Source organism: Fibrobacter sp. UBA3718, assembly GCF_002371935.1.
Lineage (GTDB): Bacteria > Fibrobacterota > Fibrobacteria > Fibrobacterales > Fibrobacteraceae > Fibrobacter.
Genome location: NZ_DFHR01000013.1, coordinates 59,688 through 80,071, shown reverse-complemented (window position 1 = coordinate 80,071; position 20,384 = coordinate 59,688). Strand labels below are relative to the sequence as shown.

Annotated in this window: 16 protein-coding genes and 1 tRNA gene; 12 read left to right on the top strand and 5 right to left on the bottom strand. The window is 54.6% G+C overall.

Annotated elements, in window-relative coordinates; all coding sequences use genetic code 11:
• Nucleotides 1–141: 141 nt before the first annotated feature.
• Genes B4A77_RS03560 through B4A77_RS03540 form a run of 5 tightly spaced genes read left to right on the top strand, consistent with a single transcriptional unit; the run spans nucleotide 142 to nucleotide 5,079 of the window.
• Nucleotides 142–591 (top strand): hypothetical protein, encoded by a 450-nt coding sequence (locus B4A77_RS03560; protein ID WP_290728135.1) that lies wholly within the window; start codon nucleotides 142–144, stop codon nucleotides 589–591.
• Nucleotides 584–1,708, top strand: a complete 1,125-nt coding sequence (locus tag B4A77_RS03555; RefSeq protein ID WP_290738393.1) for a squalene/phytoene synthase family protein — start codon at nucleotides 584–586, stop codon at nucleotides 1,706–1,708. The genes B4A77_RS03560 and B4A77_RS03555 overlap by 8 nt, the downstream gene beginning before the upstream one ends.
• A gap of 15 nt (nucleotides 1,709–1,723) precedes the next feature.
• Entirely contained in the window at nucleotides 1,724–2,353 is a 630-nt protein-coding gene (gene lspA, locus B4A77_RS03550) for a signal peptidase II (RefSeq protein ID WP_290738389.1), read from the top strand.
• Between the two features lie 2 nt (nucleotides 2,354–2,355).
• A complete protein-coding gene (locus tag B4A77_RS03545) occupies nucleotides 2,356–3,633 on the top strand; it encodes an RluA family pseudouridine synthase (protein WP_290738387.1) in 1,278 nt (425 codons plus the stop codon).
• Between the two features lie 18 nt (nucleotides 3,634–3,651).
• Nucleotides 3,652–5,079, top strand: coding sequence for a UDP-N-acetylmuramate--L-alanine ligase (locus B4A77_RS03540; RefSeq protein ID WP_290738384.1), 1,428 nt, complete (start codon nucleotides 3,652–3,654; stop codon nucleotides 5,077–5,079).
• Between the two features lie 113 nt (nucleotides 5,080–5,192).
• On the opposite strand, the gene B4A77_RS03535 is transcribed toward B4A77_RS03540, so the two are convergent.
• On the bottom strand, nucleotides 5,193–6,188 hold the full coding sequence (locus B4A77_RS03535) for a diguanylate cyclase (RefSeq protein WP_173381511.1): 996 nt from the start codon (nucleotides 6,186–6,188) through the stop codon (nucleotides 5,193–5,195).
• Nucleotides 6,189–6,266: 78 nt separating this feature from the next.
• Between B4A77_RS03535 and B4A77_RS03530 the strand changes: the two genes are divergently transcribed.
• On the top strand, nucleotides 6,267–7,520 hold the full coding sequence (locus B4A77_RS03530) for an amidohydrolase (protein ID WP_290738379.1): 1,254 nt from the start codon (nucleotides 6,267–6,269) through the stop codon (nucleotides 7,518–7,520).
• Between the two features lie 10 nt (nucleotides 7,521–7,530).
• On the opposite strand, the gene B4A77_RS03525 is transcribed toward B4A77_RS03530, so the two are convergent.
• Genes B4A77_RS03525 through nadB form a run of 3 tightly spaced genes read right to left on the bottom strand, consistent with a single transcriptional unit; the run spans nucleotide 7,531 to nucleotide 10,864 of the window.
• A complete protein-coding gene (locus B4A77_RS03525; protein ID WP_290738376.1) occupies nucleotides 7,531–8,223 on the bottom strand; it encodes a CvpA family protein in 693 nt (230 codons plus the stop codon).
• A gap of 18 nt (nucleotides 8,224–8,241) precedes the next feature.
• Complete coding sequence (locus B4A77_RS03520; protein ID WP_290738374.1) at nucleotides 8,242–9,270, bottom strand: serine/threonine-protein kinase; 1,029 nt, start codon at nucleotides 9,268–9,270, stop codon at nucleotides 8,242–8,244.
• A 10-nt stretch (nucleotides 9,271–9,280) separates the two neighbouring features.
• The gene (gene nadB, locus B4A77_RS03515; RefSeq protein WP_290727163.1) at nucleotides 9,281–10,864 is read right to left on the bottom strand and encodes an L-aspartate oxidase; all 1,584 of its coding nucleotides are present in this window, start codon (nucleotides 10,862–10,864) and stop codon (nucleotides 9,281–9,283) included.
• Between the two features lie 119 nt (nucleotides 10,865–10,983).
• On the opposite strand from nadB, the gene B4A77_RS03510 reads away from it, so the two are divergent.
• The 3 genes from B4A77_RS03510 to B4A77_RS03500 all read left to right on the top strand — a co-directional run bounded on the left by B4A77_RS03510 (nucleotide 10,984) and on the right by B4A77_RS03500 (nucleotide 15,099).
• The gene (locus B4A77_RS03510; RefSeq protein WP_290727164.1) at nucleotides 10,984–12,909 is read left to right on the top strand and encodes a peptidylprolyl isomerase; all 1,926 of its coding nucleotides are present in this window, start codon (nucleotides 10,984–10,986) and stop codon (nucleotides 12,907–12,909) included.
• A 76-nt stretch (nucleotides 12,910–12,985) separates the two neighbouring features.
• Nucleotides 12,986–13,058, top strand: a tRNA-Glu gene (locus B4A77_RS03505).
• A 73-nt stretch (nucleotides 13,059–13,131) separates the two neighbouring features.
• The gene (locus B4A77_RS03500) at nucleotides 13,132–15,099 is read left to right on the top strand and encodes an FISUMP domain-containing protein (protein WP_290738371.1); all 1,968 of its coding nucleotides are present in this window, start codon (nucleotides 13,132–13,134) and stop codon (nucleotides 15,097–15,099) included.
• A 5-nt stretch (nucleotides 15,100–15,104) separates the two neighbouring features.
• Here B4A77_RS03500 and ligA read toward each other — a convergent pair whose 3' ends face one another.
• Nucleotides 15,105–17,246: an NAD-dependent DNA ligase LigA gene (gene ligA / locus B4A77_RS03495; protein ID WP_290738368.1), complete on the bottom strand. Its 2,142-nt coding sequence runs from the start codon at nucleotides 17,244–17,246 to the stop codon at nucleotides 15,105–15,107.
• Nucleotides 17,247–17,326: 80 nt separating this feature from the next.
• Here ligA and B4A77_RS03490 point away from each other — a divergent pair, with 80 nt between their 5' ends.
• From B4A77_RS03490 to B4A77_RS03480, 3 genes are read left to right on the top strand one after another with little or no spacing between them, the layout of a single operon-like run.
• Nucleotides 17,327–18,202, top strand: coding sequence for a hypothetical protein (locus B4A77_RS03490; protein WP_290738365.1), 876 nt, complete (start codon nucleotides 17,327–17,329; stop codon nucleotides 18,200–18,202).
• A complete protein-coding gene (locus B4A77_RS03485) occupies nucleotides 18,199–19,524 on the top strand; it encodes a hypothetical protein (RefSeq protein WP_290738362.1) in 1,326 nt (441 codons plus the stop codon). The genes B4A77_RS03490 and B4A77_RS03485 overlap by 4 nt, the downstream gene beginning before the upstream one ends.
• Nucleotides 19,521–20,357, top strand: a complete 837-nt coding sequence (locus B4A77_RS03480) for an FISUMP domain-containing protein (protein WP_290738359.1) — start codon at nucleotides 19,521–19,523, stop codon at nucleotides 20,355–20,357. Before B4A77_RS03485 ends, B4A77_RS03480 begins: the two co-directional genes overlap by 4 nt.
• Nucleotides 20,358–20,384 lie beyond the last annotated feature (27 nt).

Genomic DNA, 20,384 nt, shown 5'->3' with positions numbered 1-20,384 from the left:
GTCGGTTTAATTTTTTAAATTTACTCTCGTATGCAAATTCTTGAAAGTATGGATTATTGGTTTTGGACCCCGCTTCTTTTTTGGGTCGGGCTTTATTTCTGGTTTTATCGAGTTTCCTACCCGACATATCTCAAGAAGCAGATGAAAAAGGGACACAAGTGGGCTTTCGTGCCCGAATGGAAGGGCTATTGGATTCCGCTGGATATCGTGTTTGGCGTGGTCGCGTCGGTCGCGTCCGTCATTCCCGTCGCATGGGCGCTGATGAAGCTGAGTGATTTGCTGTGGTTCTACGGCTTTGTTGCCGTTCCGCTGTTCTTTGCAATAGTGGCGGTTCTGAGCAATGTGGCGAAGAAGCGTACGGCACTGCTTTTCCAGTCTGCATATTTCCTTGAATACCGCAAGGTGCGCTACGAGACCGAAATCAAGGGCAATTTCCGCAGCGAGGCCGATGTCCACAACCGTACCATCTGGAGCTTTACCAAGAAGCTCAAGAATGCGGAAGCGCACGGACGTCTTTGGAAATATGTGAACGCCATGGCGAAAACCAAAAAGATTCCGCCCGACGTATATGCGGAGACCACCTATGTCTAAGAATATTTTGGACACGCTCGGAATGGGCGAGGAAGTTTTGGACGGGAAAAAGGCCTGGCAATATGCCGAGGAGATTTTGCTTCTCGTATCGAGGACGTTTGCGCTCAACATCAACGTGTTGAAGGGAAAACTCCACAAGAGCATCCTGCTTGCCTACCTTTACCTCCGCATTGCCGATACGGTGGAAGACGACCCCGACATGAACGCATCCGAGAAGGAAGAATTGCTCGGGCTGTTTGCCGACATTTTCCGCACTCCCGACTTGAAGGAGGAGGCTGTTATCGCATTCGAGGCGGCGCTCCCCGAAAGCTGGCGCAAGTCCGAACACCCCTACATGAACCTCTGTCTGCATACGCATGTGGTGGTGCCTCTGTTGAAGGAATTGCCGGAGGTTTATGCTGCTCCGGTCCGCGATGTCACTATCGAGATGTGCCGCGGCATGGCGAAGTTTGCCTTGCGTCAGGAGGCGGCGCTGAGCTCGGGATGGTTTACGCTCGAAAGCGTCGCCGATCTGGACGAATACTGCTACTATGTGGCGGGTATCGTCGGAAAGCTGCTCACGAACTTGTTCGCTGCGGATACGTGCCTGATTGGAGACGCCCGCAAGGCTCAAATGCAAAAGCTCGATGTGAGCTTCGGGCTTGCGCTCCAGGTCGCAAACATCGTGAAGGACTGCGTGGAGGATTCTGCACGTCGCGTGTGCTTTGTTCCCGAAGAAATCTGCCGCCGTCATGGCTTTGCGCATTCCTACGAGATGTTTGTTGCTCCGGCCGGTGTTTCTGAGGAAGTGAGGGCCGATTTTGATGCACGCCGCGCTGCCGTGATGGGCGAACTTGTCAAGAAGGCGTGGATGCATCTGGACGATGCGATTGCCTATACGAAACTTGTGCCGAACTTGAAGATGCGCACGAGGCTCTTCTGCCTTTGGCCGCTGTTCATGGCTGCCGAAAACATGAAGCTCATTGGTGACGGCTCGGGGCTTTTCGTTTCTGACAAGAAGATGAAGATTTCGCGAGATACGGTGAAGAAGATTATCAAGTCTACTTCGACGCATTTTTATTCGGACGGGTGGATTGAAAAATCCTACAGCAACTTGAAGAAGGAGGCGGGTGTCTAGTCGCCCGGTGTATTGATGAAGTTCTATAACAAGTGGCCGTTCCATATTGGTGTAATCCTTTTTAGCATTGTGGCAGACCAGCTCACGAAACTGTGGGCGCTTGCCCGGTTCACGAACGAGACGGGTGCGCCGAACCATGATTTTATCAACGTGATTGGTGAATTTGTGCGCTTCCAGCTGGTCTTTAACAAGGGGGCCGCGTTCAGCAGCCGCCCGCAGGACCTGATGCCGTTCTTGCCTCCTTGGTTATTCTTCTTGCTGATTTCGGTTGTCGCGACTGTTGTACTTTTATGGTTTTACAAGTCCATCGACAAGCGCGACTGGATGAGTCGCTTGGGCGTGGTGATGATTCTCGGCGGAGCCGTCGGAAACTTCATCGACCGCATGCGCCTCGGCATGGTTGTCGATTTTATCGATTGCGACTTGCCCGACTTTATCATGACACGTTTCCCGACGTTCAACGTCGCGGATTCCTTCGTTACGGTAGGTGTTGCCATCGTGATTCTGTCGCCTGTTGTTTTGAAGAAACTGCATAAGCAGATCAAGGAAGAAAAGGAAATAGAGAAACAGAAACTTGCCGATTCCAAGGCGCCCGAAGCTAACCAGGAATCGCAGGTGTCTGATGCAACCGAGCCGAAGGATTAGGCATGAACTACCTCGTACAAGAAAAACATTCCGGCGAGCGCATCGACAAGTTCCTTGTCTGCGCAATGGAGAACGTTTCCCGTACCGACGTGCAGAAGTTGATTGCCGCGGGGGAGGTGAAAGTCGGCGGTGCTCCGGCTTCCAAGAATTTCCGCGTGGAGACCGGCATGGTCGTCGTCGTGGAAAAACTTATCGAGAAGCCTTCGAGTACGCTCGAACCCGAGGATATCCCGCTAGACATCGTGTACGAGGACGAGGACATTGTCGTGCTGAACAAGCCGCGCAACCTGGTGGTGCATCCGGGGAACGGTGTGAGCAAGGGAACGCTTGCCGCAGGGCTCCTGCACCATTTCAAGGACAATCTCTCGGCAGTCAACGGCCCGCTTCGTCCAGGTATCGTGCACCGCCTGGACAAGGATACGCCGGGCCTCATGGTGGTGGCTAAAAACGACGCCGCCCACAGGCATTTGGCGCACCAGCTCGAAACCCGCACGCTGCACCGCACCTACAATGCGCTTGTGTGGGGCTGCCCGCGCGACCTGGAAGGCTGCATTGATGCCCCTATCGGTCGCAACCCGAAAAATCGCCTGAAGATGGCTGTGGTGAAGGGTGGCAAGGAAAGCCGTACGCATTTTGTTGCAAAGCAGTTCTTTGCGATTGCTACTTTGCTCGAACTGCAGCTCGAATCGGGTCGCACGCACCAGATTCGCGTGCACACCCGCTATACGGGCCACCCGGTGGTGGGCGACCCGCTGTATGACGGCCGCGAGGAGAGCCTGAACCGTGTGCCGCCCCTGATGAAGGAAATCGCGGAGAAGATGTTGAAAATAGCTCCGGCGCAGCTCCTGCAGGCGGTGAAGATTGAACTCATCCACCCGCGGACAGGCAAGAAGATGAAGTTCAAGGTTCCGATGGAAGAACCTTTCGCGAAGGTGCTGAAACTCCTGAAGAAGGAATGCCCGGCAGATGCGCCCGTGTTCGACGAGGAAGAAGGATTCCATGAGTTTGATGCGGACATCCGCTTTGACGAAGGTTCCGATGACGAACTCGATGAGGAATCGCTCGACAAGTTCGATGAATGCGTCTTCCCGGAGCTGAAGGAGCGTAAAACCCGCGCCCAGCGTCATGCAGAGAAGGCTGCTACGGCCGCGCAGCGCAGGGCGAAGGCCGCTGAACGCAAACTCATCAGGCAGATGAAGTCCGCGCGTCGTAAAGGGATTTCTGCCGAGGACTTCGTGGAACCCGGTTACGAACCCACGATTGACCCGGATTTGCTTTAGTTTTTAAGGTCTTGGACGATGACTGATTCATATTTCTTTATCGGTGTTGCGGGCGTGGGCATGAGTGCTATCGCCCAGTACCTGGCGGGCAAGGGAGTCGCGGTGAGCGGGTCCGACCGTCAGTTCGGTGAATTCCTGGCGGGCAAGTGCGAAAAGCCGCTCGTGATGGGCCAGCTCGAGGATTGCGGAATCAAGTGCTTCGCGCAGGACGGCTCGGGCATTGTCGCGGGCCTCTCTGCCGTGGTGGTGAGTACCGCCATCGAGGATACGAACCCCGACTTGAAGCGCGCGAAGGAACTCGGCGTTCCTGTTATGCACCGTAGTGAAATGCTCGCGAAGATTTCGAAGGAAGCCCGCACGATTGCGGTGAGCGGTACAAGCGGTAAAAGCTCCGTGACCGCGATGATTTACCACATCCTGGAATACGCCGGATTGCAGCCTTCCGTGATGACGGGCGCTGGTCTCGTGAACCTGCAGGCGCAGGGGAAGATTGGCAATGCCGTCAGTGGCAAGGGCGAATGGCTTGTGGTGGAAGCTGACGAGAGCGATGGAACGCTCGTGCGCTATGAGCCGGAAATCGGCTTGATTTTGAATGTGGACAAGGACCACAAGGAAATGGATGAACTGCAGGAAATCTTCCTCAAGTTCAGCCACAACATCCTTGACAACGGAAAGATCTTGATCGTGAACGACGCGCACCCGCTGGCGAAGAAGTTCAGTGCGGGTCGTGAATTTGATTTCGGGTTCGAGAACTACGTGGGCGTGCAGGGCACGGACTTCAAGACTGCCGGTACGCATATCAAGTTTCGCGTGCGCCATAAGGCGGAACTCGTGAACTTCGAGGTGCCGCTCCCGGGCAAGCACAACATGGAAAATGCGCTTGCGGCGACGGCTGCGGCGCTCTTTGCGGGCGTTTCGCTCCATACGTGTGCCGACGCGCTTGCAACGTTCCCGGGCGTGTTCCGCCGCCATCAGATATTGGGAACGTTCAATGGCGTTACCCTCGTGGATGACTTCGCGCATAACCCCGCAAAGATTGCGGCAAGCATCAAAAGCGCGCAGGACTTTACCGAGGGCCGCGTGATTGCCTGGTTCCAGCCGCATGGCTTTGGGCCTACGCGATTCCTCCGTAAGGATCTTGTGGAATTCATCGCGAAGACGCTTCGCCCGAAGGATTTTGACTTCGATCGCGACAACGACATGATGTTCTTCAGCGAAATCTACTATGCGGGCGGTACCGTCACGCGCGATATCAGCGCGGGCGACCTTGCCGACGACCTCCTGCTGAAGGGCTGCGAGGCCATCTACATCGAGAACCGTGACGAATGCGCGAAGAAGATGGTCGAATGCGCCCAGCCCGGCGACACCATCTTGTTGATGGGTGCCCGCGACCCGAGCTTGCAGGCGTATGCGCAATCGGTACAGAAACTCCTTGAAAACAAATAAAGATCCCCACCTTGGTGGCCACGCGCACTAAGCAACAAGTTGCCAAGTGCTGTCCGCCCGCTTGCGCGGGGATGACATTCAATGAACTGAAGCTTTGGCGGCTCTTTTTTCGATTACAGTAAATTGAACTTGCCGCCGCCGAGATTCTGACAGACGCGGTTCCTTCCGTTTTCTTTTGCCTGGTAGACGGCCTGGTCGGCGCGTTCGATGAGGCTTGCGACGGTGTCCCCGTCAACGCGTTCGGCAAAGCCGATGCTCACCGTAACAGGGATGACGTTTCCGTCGGGGAGCACCACGCTCATGTTTTCCATGTTGCTGCGGATGCGTTCGGCGATAACCTTCGCGTTTTCGGTCGTGGTTCCGGGGAGGAATACGGTAAATTCTTCGCCGCCGTAGCGCACGGGCATGTCGGAGGGGCGGAGGCTGTGCACTAGGGTCCTTGCTACAGAGATAAGCACCTGGTCACCGGCGAGGTGGCCGTAGGTGTCGTTCACGTTCTTGAAGTGGTCGACATCGATCATGAACGCGGTGAGCGAGAAGTTGCCAATGTTGCTGCGGTTGATTTCGCGCGTGTACATCTCTTCGAGCCAGCGGCGGTTGTGGAGCCCGGTCATGGGGTCGATTTTCGCGAATTCTTCCATGCAGCGGATGTGGTACTGTTCCTCGCAGACGACCTTGTTGTTGTTGCGGAGCCTCTGGCTCAGGATATGCAGGAAGTTCAGGCAAAGTTGGTGTGATGCGTGGACCATGACCGTTGCCACGTCTGCCGGGATGATAAGGAGCTTGCTTTTTTCCTTGGCGCTTACGGTTGCGCTAGGCTTGATGTCGTCAAAGATGGACATTTCCCCGGCGCAGTGTCCGGGTTTAATGGTGTCGGTGAATTCTCCGCCCTGGGATTCGAGCTTGACTTCGAGAAGGCCTTCCAGGAGGATAATCAGGCGTTGATTCTCGAGTTCCGGGTAGATGAGCTTGGTTCCCGGTTCGACAATTTCAGTCGAGCAGGAAAGGAGAAAGCCCGCCAGTTTTTCGAACTGCACGTTCTTGAAGATATCCAGATTGTAGAAGGTATTTCTGGAAATGGGTAGTGTTTCGAGTTCGTCGTAGTTCATAGGATTATTATATATTTTATTTTGCGATATAGAATAGCATGGTATATAAAAATAGGCTTTAAATTGAAAAAAATACTTTTGAAATCGGCCCTGGTCGAGGCGGAATGCGATAAAACGTCGCGAAAGGACATTGTTATAGGGGACGGGCGGTTCCTGAAAATAGCGGATGCGGCTGCTCCGGCAGATGCCGATGGGGCCGAAATTGTCGATTGCTCGCATTTTGCCGTGCTCCCGGCGTTTTACAACGGGCACACGCATGCGGCCATGACGCTCTTGCGCGGGTATGCCGACGATATGCCGCTCCAGAAGTGGCTGCAGGAATACATCTGGCCGTTCGAGGCCAAACTTACGGGTGACGATATCGACGTGGCTTGTCGACTTGCCCTTCTCGAGATGATTAAGTCGGGTACGGTTTTCTTTGCCGACATGTACTGGCATCGCGAACGTACCATCAAGGTTGTCGGGGAGATGGGCATACGTGCTGCAGTGGGCGTGACGTTTGCGGAATCTCTCATGTCGCCAGAAGCGATTGAGGGCAATTTCAAGTTCCTTGCCGCGCATACCGGTGAATCGGAACGCGTGCGCCTTGCGGTTGCCCCGCATTCCGTATACACAGTGGGCGAGACGCTGCTGAAGCGCTGTGCCGACTTTGCCCGTTCCGAAAATTTCATGGTCCATACGCACCTCTCCGAAACGAAAAAGGAACTGGAAGATTGCGAAAGGCAGTACGGGTGCAGTCCGGTCCGCCTGCTGGAACGTGCGGGAATGCTCGGTTCGAACCTCGCTGCGGCGCATTGCGTTCATCTCTCGGATGACGACATGAAGGCTTTCGTGGATTCGGGCGCGACGGCGGTATTGAACCCGAATTCGAACTTGAAACTTGCAAGCGGTATCCCGCCGATTGACCGCCTGTTGCGTGCCGGTGCAAATGTCGCCCTCGGTACGGACGGCGATTCTTCGAACAACAACCTCGACATGCACGAGGAGATGAAGCTTGCGGCGTTGCTTGCGAAGGTGCAGGGTGGCGCGGAAACTTTGCCTGCGCACGACGCGCTTAGAATGGCGACGGTGAACTCTGCGCGCGCCTACGGGCTAATGGATGCCGGCGAAATCAAGGAAGGCTACCTCGCGGATTGCCTGCTGGTCGACCTGAAGAACGAGCGGATGGTGCCTGGTCACAACCTGGTAAGTAACTGGGTGTACGCTGCCGACAGCAGTTGCATCGATTCGGTTATCTGTAACGGAAAGTTCGTAATGCGTGGCCGCCACGTGGATGGCGAAGAAGAAATTGTGCGTGAAGCCGAAGCCTGTGCGAAACGGCTAGCCTATTAAGGCGTGCCGCTTACTTGTCCGCCTTTTCCTTGACCTTGGAAACGGCGGAGTCTTTTTTTGCGTCAATCTTCTTGACTAGGGAATCCTTCTTTTCTTCGATTGCTTTTACGGCGGCTTCCTTGGCCTGCTCTGCGGCCTGGACGGAGGATTCCTTGACCTTTTCGACGGCTTTGTTCGTTAATTCGTTGCTGAGCTTCTTTGCCCTTTCTTCGGCCATTCCCACGAGGTCAACTTCCTTGGACGAGAATCCGAACAATTCGATGTTCCTTTTGTAAAGGCTGTAGGCGATAGCGTCGTTGCGAGCCTCGTGCAGGTCGCCGGAAACGGGCAGGATGTGGAGGATGGTCAGCAATACGAAACAGATGAGCCATCCCTTGCATAAACCCAGGATGCCGCCAAGGATGCGGTTTGCTTTTCCGAGCGAGGTGTCCTTGATTTTTTTTTCGAAGAAATGCCCGACGACGAACAAGGTGAGAAACGGGATGAGGAACCCGAGGCAGATGCAGACAATCCTGACGGTGAAACTGCCGATTTGCAGGTTGGACGCAATGGTGTTTCCCAGGAGGTCGTACGAGAAATATGCGCCGGCGATGGCGGTGGCCCAGGCGAGCACGCGGAACAACCCTTTCAGGAAACCGCGCCACACACCGATGAGTGTCAAGACGAGAATGCAAATGAGGCTGAATATGTCAATCCAATTCATAGTGACCTTTAAGTTCTTTTAGATGCTTGAAATGAGCAAGAATGCGCCTGCTGTAACTGCGATGGAGGACAGTGCGGTAATCGCGATAATCAGTTTGGACCTGTTTGCATATGTTTCCGGCTCGATGGTTGTTTTTTCGCCCTTCATGGTGGAGTTGACCCAGTCGGCGAGGTAGGGGGTAAGGTCGCGCGGGTAAATTCGCATGATGCGGCTGAGCTCTGCGGCTGCGTCGGCTGCCGAAAGAGGCCTCTTGGAGGGCTTCTTTTCAAGAAGACGCGTGATGAGCTTTACCAGTTCCTTTGGTGTGTCCGGCGGGAAAGCCTTTTTGCCAATGACCATCCTGCGGATATTTTGGAACGTCTCGTTTAGCGACTGTCCGCGGAATACGTTCTCGCCAAGGAGCATCTCGCTTGCGATGATGCCCATGCTGAAAAGGTCAGAAGCGGGCGTGGCTTCGTCTCCGACGGTCTGTTCGGGACTCATGTAGGCGCCGGTGCCGATTTGCGAGCCTGCCATGGTGAGCGTCATGTCGTCTTCGTAGCGCTTGTCGACGTGTGCGACGCCGAAATCGAGCAGGCGGATTCGGCCGTCGCGGTCAATCATCATGTTCGCGGGTTTCAGGTCGCGGTGGACGATGCCCGCACGGTGCACGGCGCTCAATGCGAGGAATATCTCGTGGAGGATCGCCATCACGACCCATACGGGCGGACGCTTGCACACATCGAGGATTTCGCGCAGGTTCTTTCCCATCACGAATTCCATCGAAAGCGAAAGCTGGCCGTCGGCTTCTTTCCAGAGGGCGTAAGGAACGACGATGGCGGGGTGGTTGAGGTGGGCGAGGATGGTCGCCTCCTGCTGGAAGCGGTAGATGAAGGAATCCTGGTCCAGAAGCTTCGGGATCATCTGCTTCACGATGACCATGCGGTCGAGCGACTCGTCGTGACAGAGCCATACGTTTCCCATGGCTCCGTGCCCGAGCATCTGCGTCGGCGTGTAGCCTCCGATTCGCTTCGGCAATGCGTCCTTTGTCTTTTTTGCCACAGCCATCTTGTCTGCCCTACTTCTTGTCGTTCAGGTAAATCGTGTGGTGTTTCGTTTTCGGGTCGGGATTCGGGTAATCGAGGATGTAGTGCAGTCCGCGAGATTCCTTGCGGTGGAGCGCCGCAATCAGGATCATCTTCGAAACCTGGAGAGCGTTCAGGAATTCGATGAAGTAGAAGTTGTCCGTCTCCTTGTTCTTGACGGCGGCATCCACGTCCTTTTCAAGCCCTTCGATAATTTTGAGTCCCTGGTTGAGTCCTGCGACGGTGCGGACGATTCCGCAGTGTGTCCACATTGTATCCTGGAGGATTTTTTTGCGCTTGTGCCAGTAGGCGCCCTTCGTGAAGGTGACGTGCTCTTTCTTGTTGGATTTTTTCACGTCGATCTTCGCATTGAGAAGTCCGCTTTCGAGGATGTTGTCGACGGCGCGGATGGCAAAGACGACGCTTTCGAGAAGCGAATTCGAGGCGAGACGGTTTGCGCCGTGGACGCCCGTCGCGGCGACTTCGCCGCAGGCGTACAGGCCCTTGATCTCGGTCCTCGACCAAGTATCGACCAGTACGCCTCCGCACATGTAATGTGCGGCGGGCACCACGGGAATCCACTCCTTCGTGATGTCGATTCCTGCATCGAGGCACTTCGCGTAGATGTTCGGGAAGTGGCTCTTGATATCCTTCGGGGTGCGGCCGGAGAGGTCGATAAACATGTTGGGCTTGCCGAGCCGCTGCATTTCGCTGTGGATGGCGCGGGCCACGATGTCGCGGGGCGCGAGCGAATGGAGCGGGTGCACCTGGTTCATGAATTCTTCGCCCTTGTAGTTCTTGAGGATGCCGCCGAATCCGCGCACCGCTTCCGAAATCAGAAAGGGCTTCTTGAGGCTCGGGGCGTAAAGGCTTGTGGGGTGGAACTGCATGAATTCAATATCCTGGAGGGCAGCGCCAGCGCGTGCTGCAATCGCCATGCCGTCGCCACAGCTGTCGGGCGGGCATACGGTATACTGCCAGATGCGGCCGGCACCGCCGGTCGAAAGGATGGAAGCCTTTGCAAGCAGGTCTTCGACAAGGCCCGTCTTCTGGTGGATAATCTTTGCACCCACGCAGCGCTTGTTCTTGCCTTCGCCCTTGCAGATGAGGTCCTTGATGTAGCAGTTCTCGATGTAATGGATGTTCTTGTGCTTGTGGAGCTCGGCGAGGAGCGCCCGCATGATTTCCTTGCCGGTGAGGTCCGCCGCGTGCAAGATGCGGTGGTGGCTGTGGCCGCCTTCGAGGTGCAGGTCGAACTGTGTCTTGTCGGCGGGCGAGGGGGTGAACTGCACGCCCCACTTGACGAGCTGCTTGATGGTCGCGGGCCCGCTCTTGGTGAGGATGTTCACCGGCTCTTTTTTGCAGAGGCCGGCTCCCGCTTCGAGCGTGTCGTCAATATGGAACTTGAACTTGTCTGTCTTTTCGGTGACGGTCGCGATGCCGCCCTGTGCGTAGTTCGATGAACCATCCGGCTTTGCGCCCTTTGTTAAAATAACGACCGAGAGGCCTTTTTCTGCCGCGTGAATGGCGGCGGAGAGGCCGGAAATGCCGGCCCCGAGGACTAGAATATCGTACATGACCAAACTCCGTTGGTTGGTTTTATGTCCCAACGATAGAAAAAAAGAGCCTTCTTGATTATATATCGCATTTATTTGTTATATTTTGCCCCGACAAAAATTTCTATGGAGTCTAATCTATGTTAACGTGGATTAATGAAAAAGCTAAATGGGTCATCGTCATTTTCGCGGTGGGTATCGCTGTCGGTCTTCTTGCCATGGACCGCGTCCCCAAGACGGCGCAGAGCTATCCGATTGTGGAAGTGAACGGCCACAAGGTGTCTTCTGTCGAATTTGATACCCGTATCAAGATGATTCAGCAGAACCAGAATGGCGAACAGCATCTCGATGACGAACAGTATGCCCAGCTTCGTAATGATGTCCTTCGCTCTTTCGTCCGTCAGATCCTGCAGGACGAACAGATTGAAAAAGCCGGACTGGCAGCCTCGGTTGTTGAACTCAAGGCCGAATTCAAGAACAATTCCAATGCTGTCCGTAGCCGCTTGGTGCAGGAAGCCCAGTACCGTCTTGCCGCTATCCAGCAGCAGGCGACTTCCCAGGAAGACTTGATGCAGCGCAGCCAGGCCTACATCGCCAGTCTTCCCAAGTTCATGGTCGATACCGCGGCCACCAAGGAAGATTACGAAGCTTGGCTCGAAACTCCCGAAGCTTTCAAGTGGGGCTCGATGCTCCAGATTGAAGAAGAACTCAAGACCAAGAGCGTTCCGATGCGTCAACTTCAAGTGCTGGTCGGGGCTTCCGTCCATCCGACTTCGCTCGAAGCCAAGTGGTCGGCCAACCGCCGCCTGACCGATTTCGATGTTGATATCGCTTTCGCTTCCAATAGCGATTTTGCCGTTGCCGACGATGTCGTCGATACCGCCATGGTGAAGGGCTACTTCAACGCTCACCAGGATAGCTTCTTTGTCGAAAACGATGCAGTGAAGTTCAATTACGTCGTGCTTCCTGTTGCGGCGACTGCCGGCGACGAGGAACGCATCCGCGAATACGCGATGACGATTTACTTCCAGCTTGCCGACACGTCCTCGACGGCTGATTTCGAAGAAATGGCCCGCATCTCTTCCGAGGACCCGGGCAGCGCTGCCAACGGCGGTATCCTGGAACAGCCCGCAGGCAAGGGTCTTTTCGTGCCTGAATTCGAGAAGGCCGCTCTCGCCCTTGATTCCGGTGCCATTTCCGAACCGGTTCGTTCCCAGTATGGCTACCATATCATCAAGAGCTTCGGCAAGACGACGGATTCTACCGGTGCCGTGACGGCCAAGGTCGGCCACATCCTGCTTGTCGTGAACGCATCCTCCGAAACGATTGACAGTCTCGAACGCATCCTGACGGGGATTAAGACCGAAGTCGATGCCGGAAAGGATTTTGCCGCTGCCGCCAAGGAACGCGGACTTGAAGTCAAGGAATCTGAATGGATTGGCCACAACGGAAGCATTTCCGCTGTCGGATACCTGAGGGGTCTTGTCTCGTATGCTTGGCCCAACGAAAACCTCCCGGACGAAAGCGGGATCGCTTCTCCGGTTCTCAAGAACAGCAAGTATGTCGCTTTGGCTGTGAAGGCTAAGGAACTCAAGGCTGGTGCCCGCGACCTGGATATGCATTTCGATGCTATCAAGAACAACCTGAAGGCCAAGAAGTCTGCCGCTGCCGCTGCCGCCTATCTCAACTCCGTCGCCGCCAAGGTGAAGGAATGGAAGGGCGCTGCCGATTCTACAAAGATCGAGAAGGTTAGCCTCCAGAACCAGAAGTCTTCTGCTGAAGGTTTCGTTCCCGGATTCGGTTATGCGAGCACGAACCTCTACAAGGTGCTCAATGGCCAGAAGGTTGGCGAATGGGGCCCGGTCATCGAAACGGAACTCGGTGCTGTCATGGTCCGCGTGAACAACAAGATCGAACCGGAAGCCTCCGCTGTCGAAACGGCCGTCAAGGACGAAGTTGAAAACAGCAGCCGTTTCGTCGGCATGACCGTGTTCAACGAGTTTGTCGGCAATCTCGAAAAGGGAACGCCTGTAGAGAGCAACCTGGACCTCTTCTACAAGGAATAAAAAAATTGCGTCGGCAGCTTCAAACCTGTTGACGCGGGTGTAGATTTTTTCTATACTTGTGCCGCTTGGCACACTTGCCCCTATCGTCTAGTGGCCCAGGACTCGGGATTCTCATTCCCGCAACAGCGGTTCGAGTCCGCTTGGGGGTACTAAAGAACTCATTTCGGTGAGTTCTTTATTTTTTTTTGTGAAAATGGTGCTTTATTAAGTTATTTTATTTGCATGAAGAAGAAAGTGATAATTTTTGTGCTCTTGATGTCGACTGTGCTTTTTGCGGTTGAACCGATGCCGGACCTGGTGGACTCGCGAGACAAGCAGGTCTACAAGACGGTGCAGATAGGCGAACAGCGCTGGATGGCCGAGAATTTGCGCTTCAAGCTCAAGGGAACCGAATGCTACAACAAGCAGGAAGTGAATTGTGAGGAATATGGCCGCCTTTATACATGGGCGGCGGCGATGAGGCTTGTCGATTATTACAATTCCACATCCATTACCAAGCTTAAAAAGCGCGTGCACGACGTTTGCCCCGCGGGTTGGCATGTCCCGACCAACAAGGAATGGAAGAAGATGAAGTATTTTGTGGGCAAGACGGGAAAGAGCGACGGTGTGGGCATCAGCCTCAAGTCCAAGGATGGCTGGGACCGGGAATTGCGCCTGCCTTTCGGAAGCGACGAGTTTGGCTTCAATGCCCTGCCTGCCGGCGAAAAGTATTTCATCGGCGAGTTCATGGACAAGGGGGCGTCGGCCCAGTTCTGGGCGGCAACCGAGTACGATGCGGGCGGAGCTTATTTTTGGCGCTTGACATACGACTCCAAGTCATTCGACAAGGTTCTCGATACCAAGGACAACGCTGTTTCCGTCCGCTGCGTCGAAGACAAACTCTACAAGATCAAGGAGCCGCCTCCGCCTCCGGTTGTCGTGAAACCCGAGGTCATGAAGGTGCAGAACAGGGAGATCTATGCGATACATATCGGCGACCAGGTGTGGATGGCCAAGAATCTGGATGTGGATGTCCCGGGAAGTTTCTGCTATGGAGGCGATTCGGCGAACTGTGCGAAGTACGGCAGGCTCTACACTTGGGCTGCGGCGATGAAACTTTCGAACGACTACTCGGAATTGACTGCTCGCGATTCTGTCAAGCGCGTCCATCGAGGCGTGTGCCCTGTCGGCTGGCATGTGCCGAGCATCTATGATTTTGAGCGCCTGAATGCGTATATCCAGGACATAGATGACGCGGTGGCCGTGGGAACAAACCTCAAGGCGCGCGATGTGTGGCCGGAAACGGAAAATTCGATGCCCGGTGAAAACGGGTTTGGTTTCAACGCGTTGCCGTCCGGTTTCTTGCCCGCTGTCTCTGCGTTTACCGGAAAGGATTCTGCAACCGGATTCTGGAGTACGGCCGAGAAAGATTCCGTGTCGGCCTTCTTCTGGTCGCTACGCTATGATGGCGACGACCTGTTGCGTGACAGTTCAGGAAAGGCGGCAGCCTTCCCGGTGCGCTGCGTGATGGATCCGCCCGGTATCGATGAAATTTACGACAGTACGGCGATTTACGATTCCCGCGACGAAAACCACTACAAGACGGTTCTCATCGGGAACAAGAGGTGGATGGCCGAGAACCTGCGCTTTGCCGCTCCCGGAAGCTTCTGCTACGAGGACAAGGATATTCGGTGCCGTAGCTACGGTAGGCTTTATCCGTGGCATGTGGCGATGAGACTTCCTGCCGACTTTATTGTTAATCCGGTCGAGGGCGCAATTCTGGAAGAACATCAGGGAATTTGCCCGGTTGGCTGGCATGTGCCTTCGCAGAAGGAATGGGACGAACTTGTCTCCAGTATCGCTCAGATTGGGAAGGGGAGTGTCGCTTCCGCGATGAAGATGCGCGAAGGCTGGGTCCGTGGCGGTGCGCCCATTACAGAAGTTTCTGGCTTTAACGCGATTCCTGCGGGGGCGCGCTACAGCGACGGCGAATTCATGGAACTCGGCTCCAGCGCCTATTTCTGGGAAGCGTCCGGCGGTGGGGACGTAGGCGCTGCCTACTGGAATCTCATCAACAGCAAGGATGAGCTGATGCGTGCGGAAGATTTCGAAAGCACGTCGTTTTCCCTGCGCTGCGTCCAGGATACACCTAGAGAAGCCGTGAATGATTCTCTGTTGCAAATGATGACGCAGGATCCGGCCAAGCCCTGACGATTTTAGAATAGGCTGAGCTGCCCGTTCGCATCTGCGACGGGCTTTTTGCTGCCGTCATTTTCGGTTGTATCGGGACCGGCGCTTTCGCCGGAATCCTCGCCGCTATCGCTGTTCGCGATTTGTGCGAGGAGCCACGCCTCGTCGTGTACGGGAATCCCGAGTTCATTCGCCTTGGTGAGCTTAGATCCGGCGGCTTCGCCCGCGAGGACCCAGCTCGTCTTCTTGCTTACGGAACCCGATACCTTGCCACCGTTCTCTTCGATTAGCTTGCGGGCCTCATCGCGGTCCATGCTCGGGAGCGTTCCGGTGATGACAGCTGTCTGCCCCTGGAACAGCGTCTTCACGATGCCCTTGAATTCGGTGGGACAGCCGAGCGCAATGAGTTCTTCGACCTCGTTGCGGTAGCGTTCGGTGTGGAAGAAGTCGTAGACGGATTTCCCGATGCGTTCGCCCACGTCCGTTACGTTTTGCAGGTCTTCGACGGTGGCGGCGCGGATTTTATCGAGCGTGCGGAAATGCTTGGCGAGATTCCTGGCGCTGGTGCGGCCCACGAAGCGGATGCCGAGGCCGTGCAACAGGTTTTCGAGGCTTTTTTCCTTCGATGCGGCGATGGCGTCGAAGACGTTCTTGGCGCTCTTCTTGGCCATGCGTTCCTGCGATTCGAGGTCTTCGAGCGTAAGGCGGTACAGGTCCGGAATGCGCTTGATTTTGCCCGTGGCAATTAGGCTTGCGATGAGGGCGGGGCCGAGGTTTTCGATGTTCATGGCCTCGCGGCTCACGAAATGTTCGAACAGGCATTGGACTTGCGCCGGGCAGTGCATGTTTTCGCAGCGCAAAATCACTTCGTCGTCGATGTGGGTGAGCGGTTCTCCGCAAACGGGGCATTTTTCGGGTGCTTTTACGGGTTCGGCTCCGATAGGGCGGAGTTCTTTTTTGACGTCGGTGATTTTCGGGATGATTTCGCCGCCCTTCTCGACGCCGACGGTGTCGCCGTAATGCAGGTCCAGGCGCGAGACTTCGTCGAAGTTGTGGAGGGTGGCGCGCTTGACGGTAGTGCCTGCGAGGCGCACGGGGGCAAGGTTTGCCACCGGCGTTACGGCCCCGGTGCGGCCCACTTGGAATTCTACGGAAAGGAGCGGCGTGTAGGCGCGCTCGGCCTTGAACTTGTAGGCGATGGCCCAGCGCGGGCTCTTGCTCGTAGTGCCGAGCGCGCGTTGCATGGCAAGGTCGTTCAGCTTCACGACCATGCCGTCGATTTCGAAGGGGAGGCTGTCGCGGCTCGCACCGATCTGCTCCGAAATCTTCATGATTTCTTCGGTATTGTCGGCAGTCCAGTAATCGTTCGTGTGGAACCCGAGCTTCTTGAGCTGTAGCAGGTTCTCTTCGTGCGTCTTGTTGTCGCTCTGCGGAATGTGGTAGGCGAAGAAACGCATCGGGCGCGTCTTGCATTCGGCCACGCTCTTGAGCTTGAGCGAACCCGAAACCGTATTGCGTGGGTTCTGGAAAATCTTCTTGCCTTCCAAGATGAACTGCTCGTTCAGGCGCTCGAAGGCTTCGCGTTCCATGTAGACTTCGCCGCGGACTTCGAAAGTGCCCTGTGGGATTTCGCTCGGGTCGATTTTCAGCTTCTTTGCATCGAGTTTTTCTGGAATATCCGCAATCGTGAGCGCGTTCAGGGTGACATCGTCGCCCTGGGCTCCGTCGCCGCGGGTGGCTGCCTGCTTCAGGCGCCCGTTCTCGTACACGATGGAAAGCGAAACGCCGTCGATTTTCCGCTCGCAGATCCACTTATGCGCGGAGGTCGTGCGCTTGTCGTCACCGAGGCTTTCGATCCCTTCCTCGGCCGCCTTGACGAACTCCGCCATTTCTTCGGCGCTGTACACGTTCGCGATGCTGAGCATGGGCACGGCGTGTGCGACCTTCGCAAAGTCGTTCGTCAAGTCGCTTCCAACCCGCTGCGTGAGCGATGCATTGCCGCGCAGTTCCGGATACTTCGCCTCGAGCGCTTCCATTTCCTTGAGGCCAAAGTCGAAATCCTGGTCGCTCATGGGGGAGACGCCTTCCTTGTAGTAAAGGCGGCTAGCTTCTTCCAGCTGTTTTTTCAGCTCGAAATACCGGGTACGGTCAATGTCTTTCTGGTCCATCGTCTTGATCTCTTTTCATCCTAAATATAAAAAAGATGGCTGTACGGGTGTGTTTTTTATTATTTTTCTCTATACAAACTATGCGAAAGATTTGCCTGCTGATTGTGTTTTTCTGCGCTTTTGCCGCGTGGGCGGACGATTATGTCGTGCTGTCGCCCAGTTTTGTACCGCAAGCGCTTTTGGCAAGGCAAATTGCTCCAGGAAGTTCGCGCATCTTTTCGTTCTCGACTTCTATTGGATCTTGTGATTACTGTAATATAACGGGGAATATCGTTAGCACTAGCGAGGATTTGCAAAGTCATTACTCGCGTGACAAGGTTGATGGGTCGAGCTTCCGCTTCGAAATGAACCTGGTCGATTTCAAATGGCCCAGAACAAAAAATACCGCGGGTGCGGAACATTGGGCAGGCCATCGTCTTGGTGGCGGATTGTTCCTGAATGCCTATTATTCTGCCCTTTTGAAAGTGGGTCTTTATCCCATGGTGGTTCAGTGGTTGGGCCCCCTTTATCTGGCGGCGACGTACGATCTGTCATACGGATGTTATTTTGGTTATGACGAAGATAATGCCATGACGACCGATGTCCATGAGAGTTTGCTTACGGGTAGCCTTAATGTCGGCGGCGGAACCATGGTGTTCATGAACAACCACGGCCTTGGCTTCGGACTCCATGGCGGACTCCGGCAGATGCATATCATCAATCCCGGTTTCCGTGAGTATACCCGTACGGATTATAGAACGGGAAATCATATAGACCCGGCCCTCCGGGATGGCTACCATGTCGAGGACTGGATTTATTACTATGGTATTGATTTTGTTGGCTATACAAACATCCCGTTGTTAAAAGAGTCTAACACCAAAAATCATCAGGGGTATATATTCTCTTTCGAAATGGGAACGCGTCCGGACGATAACCCGCTTATTTATTGGGCTTTTTCAATGAGTCTGCTCTTATGACGGTCGGATTGAAAAATAAGGCGGCCCTGTTTTTGCTCCTTTTGCTTGCCGCATGTCTTGCTGGCTGCAGTTCCGTGATGCGTCCGCCTCCGGCGGCGGCCTATATGGATAGCTATGCAAAAGATGGTGCGGTCGGGAGTTTCGGATTGTCATATTATGCGGGCGACCTGGAAAATGGCAGACACGAGAACAATTCCTACAGCCATTACAGCTATGCCGAGTGGTGGGGCGACGTGAACCTTGCCAGCTATATTAGCGGAGGCTATTTTACATTTGGGCTGGGTTACCAGACATTTTCTCCGTTCATGCAGATGGGTTTTGTCTCTCCCTATTTGGGGTTTACGGCTTGGAGCAACATGAACGCGATTGTCATACCCGCAATAAAATCCGATGAACGCGGTGCGCTGTGGCGTTATTCCGGCGGCGGAATGGCGATAGAACAGATTCCGTTGAACGACAACTGGAAAATCGGTTTTACGGAACACGTTTCTAGGAACGGCCGCGAAGTCTATTATGTCGATGATGATTGCTTGTCGATTGATTGCAAAATTCCGGTTCCGCGGCCCCGCTTTTACACGGAAGTTGGCGGCGGATTCTATGTGTCAAAGAAAATAGGGAACGACAGCAGGGTTTCGTTGGAATTCCGCTACGGTCGCGACTTGGATGAAGACCGGAACCGCTTTGCTCTGACTTTGGATATCTGGTCATCCACCACGGCGACACTCGGCGGAAACGACGTGATGCGTTCGATGGCGAAAAAGAATGCCAAGAAAATGAGGGAAATTGATGCAGTATATGCCGACAGCTTGCGGGATGAAAATGGGAAAATCGATTCGCTGCATACCATCAAGCGTCAGTGGTTCCGGATTCCGGATACATCGAAAACCATGTCGCTTGCGGAACATCCGAGCGATTCCATAACTGCGGTTACGTCCAAGGGGATCTGTTATGACGAAGGTTCCAGGAGTGTATGGCTCAAGCAGGATTACGGGAATACGGCCTACAGGGTGCCCGTCGATTCTTTCGATTACTGTCAACAGATGGAACACAAGGTTCTTTTCTGGCCATCTTTGTTGGTCGGGACGTTGTCCTTCTTGCCTGGGGCTCTGGCTACCAATAGTGGTGTAGGGGGACTCATGATTGGCCTTGGAGTTTCTGTGGCCTATTGGGCCGTTTCGAATTTTGCACTTGATCCCGAAGACCTCGTGCCGAAGGTTTATCCGGAATTGTGTTCCGAAAAACATTCTAGGGAAAATATTCTCGCTTGGCTGAAACAGTACCCTTGCCGAAGTGAAATGCAATCGCAGGAGGCGGGGAAATGAGAGTGAATGCGAAATTCCTCTTGCTGGCCTTGTGCGTCTTGATGCTTGCCGCATGTCTTGACGAAGGTGTTGCGCCCAGGGATATCCGCGGGGATAAAAGGTACGATATCCCGGTCTCCAGTTCGAGCGTTGCCTCGAGTTCTTTTGTGCCCCAGTCGTCGAGTTCCAAAGAATCCTTGTCGAGCTCCGAAGGAACTTCATCGAGTTCCCTTGAATCGTCTAGTTCTCAGCAATATACCGTCGGATATATTGCCCATGACGGTGATGCGGATTACAAGTTCACGTCCTTTATGGGGTTCACCTGGATTGCGAAAAACGAGGTCTCGGATTGCTACGATTTCTGGAGGTCCGACTGCGCGGATTCTTTGGGGGTCTGCTACGACATGGATGAGGAGAATTGCGCAGAGTACGGAAGGCTTTACACCTGGGCCGAGGCGATGCACCTGCCGGATTCGTGCAATTACACGCAGTGCGAATATTCGGAGAAGCAACGGAGCGTATGCACCGCTGGCTACCATGTTGCGACCTACCAGGATTGGCAGAATCTGGACTTTGTATTGGAAGAATCATGGGACTTTGAGAAGATGTCCTATTATCTGAAATCTTCTGACGAGTGGAACGGCGTAAATCAGTTCGAGTTTAACATATTGCCCGGCGGCTACCTGCAAGACGACGGATCGTTCGAGGGGCTAGGGGAGGCGACCCGGTTCTGGGCTCCGCATGATGGTGGTTTGTCGGGCTTTATGTTATTTGACAATTCGGATAGCGCGACTTTCGTAACCAAAACACCGCCGGGACTTGTTCGTGCCTATATCCGCTGCGTGCATGACTAGGAAAACGAGGGGGTATTCTCTCTTTTT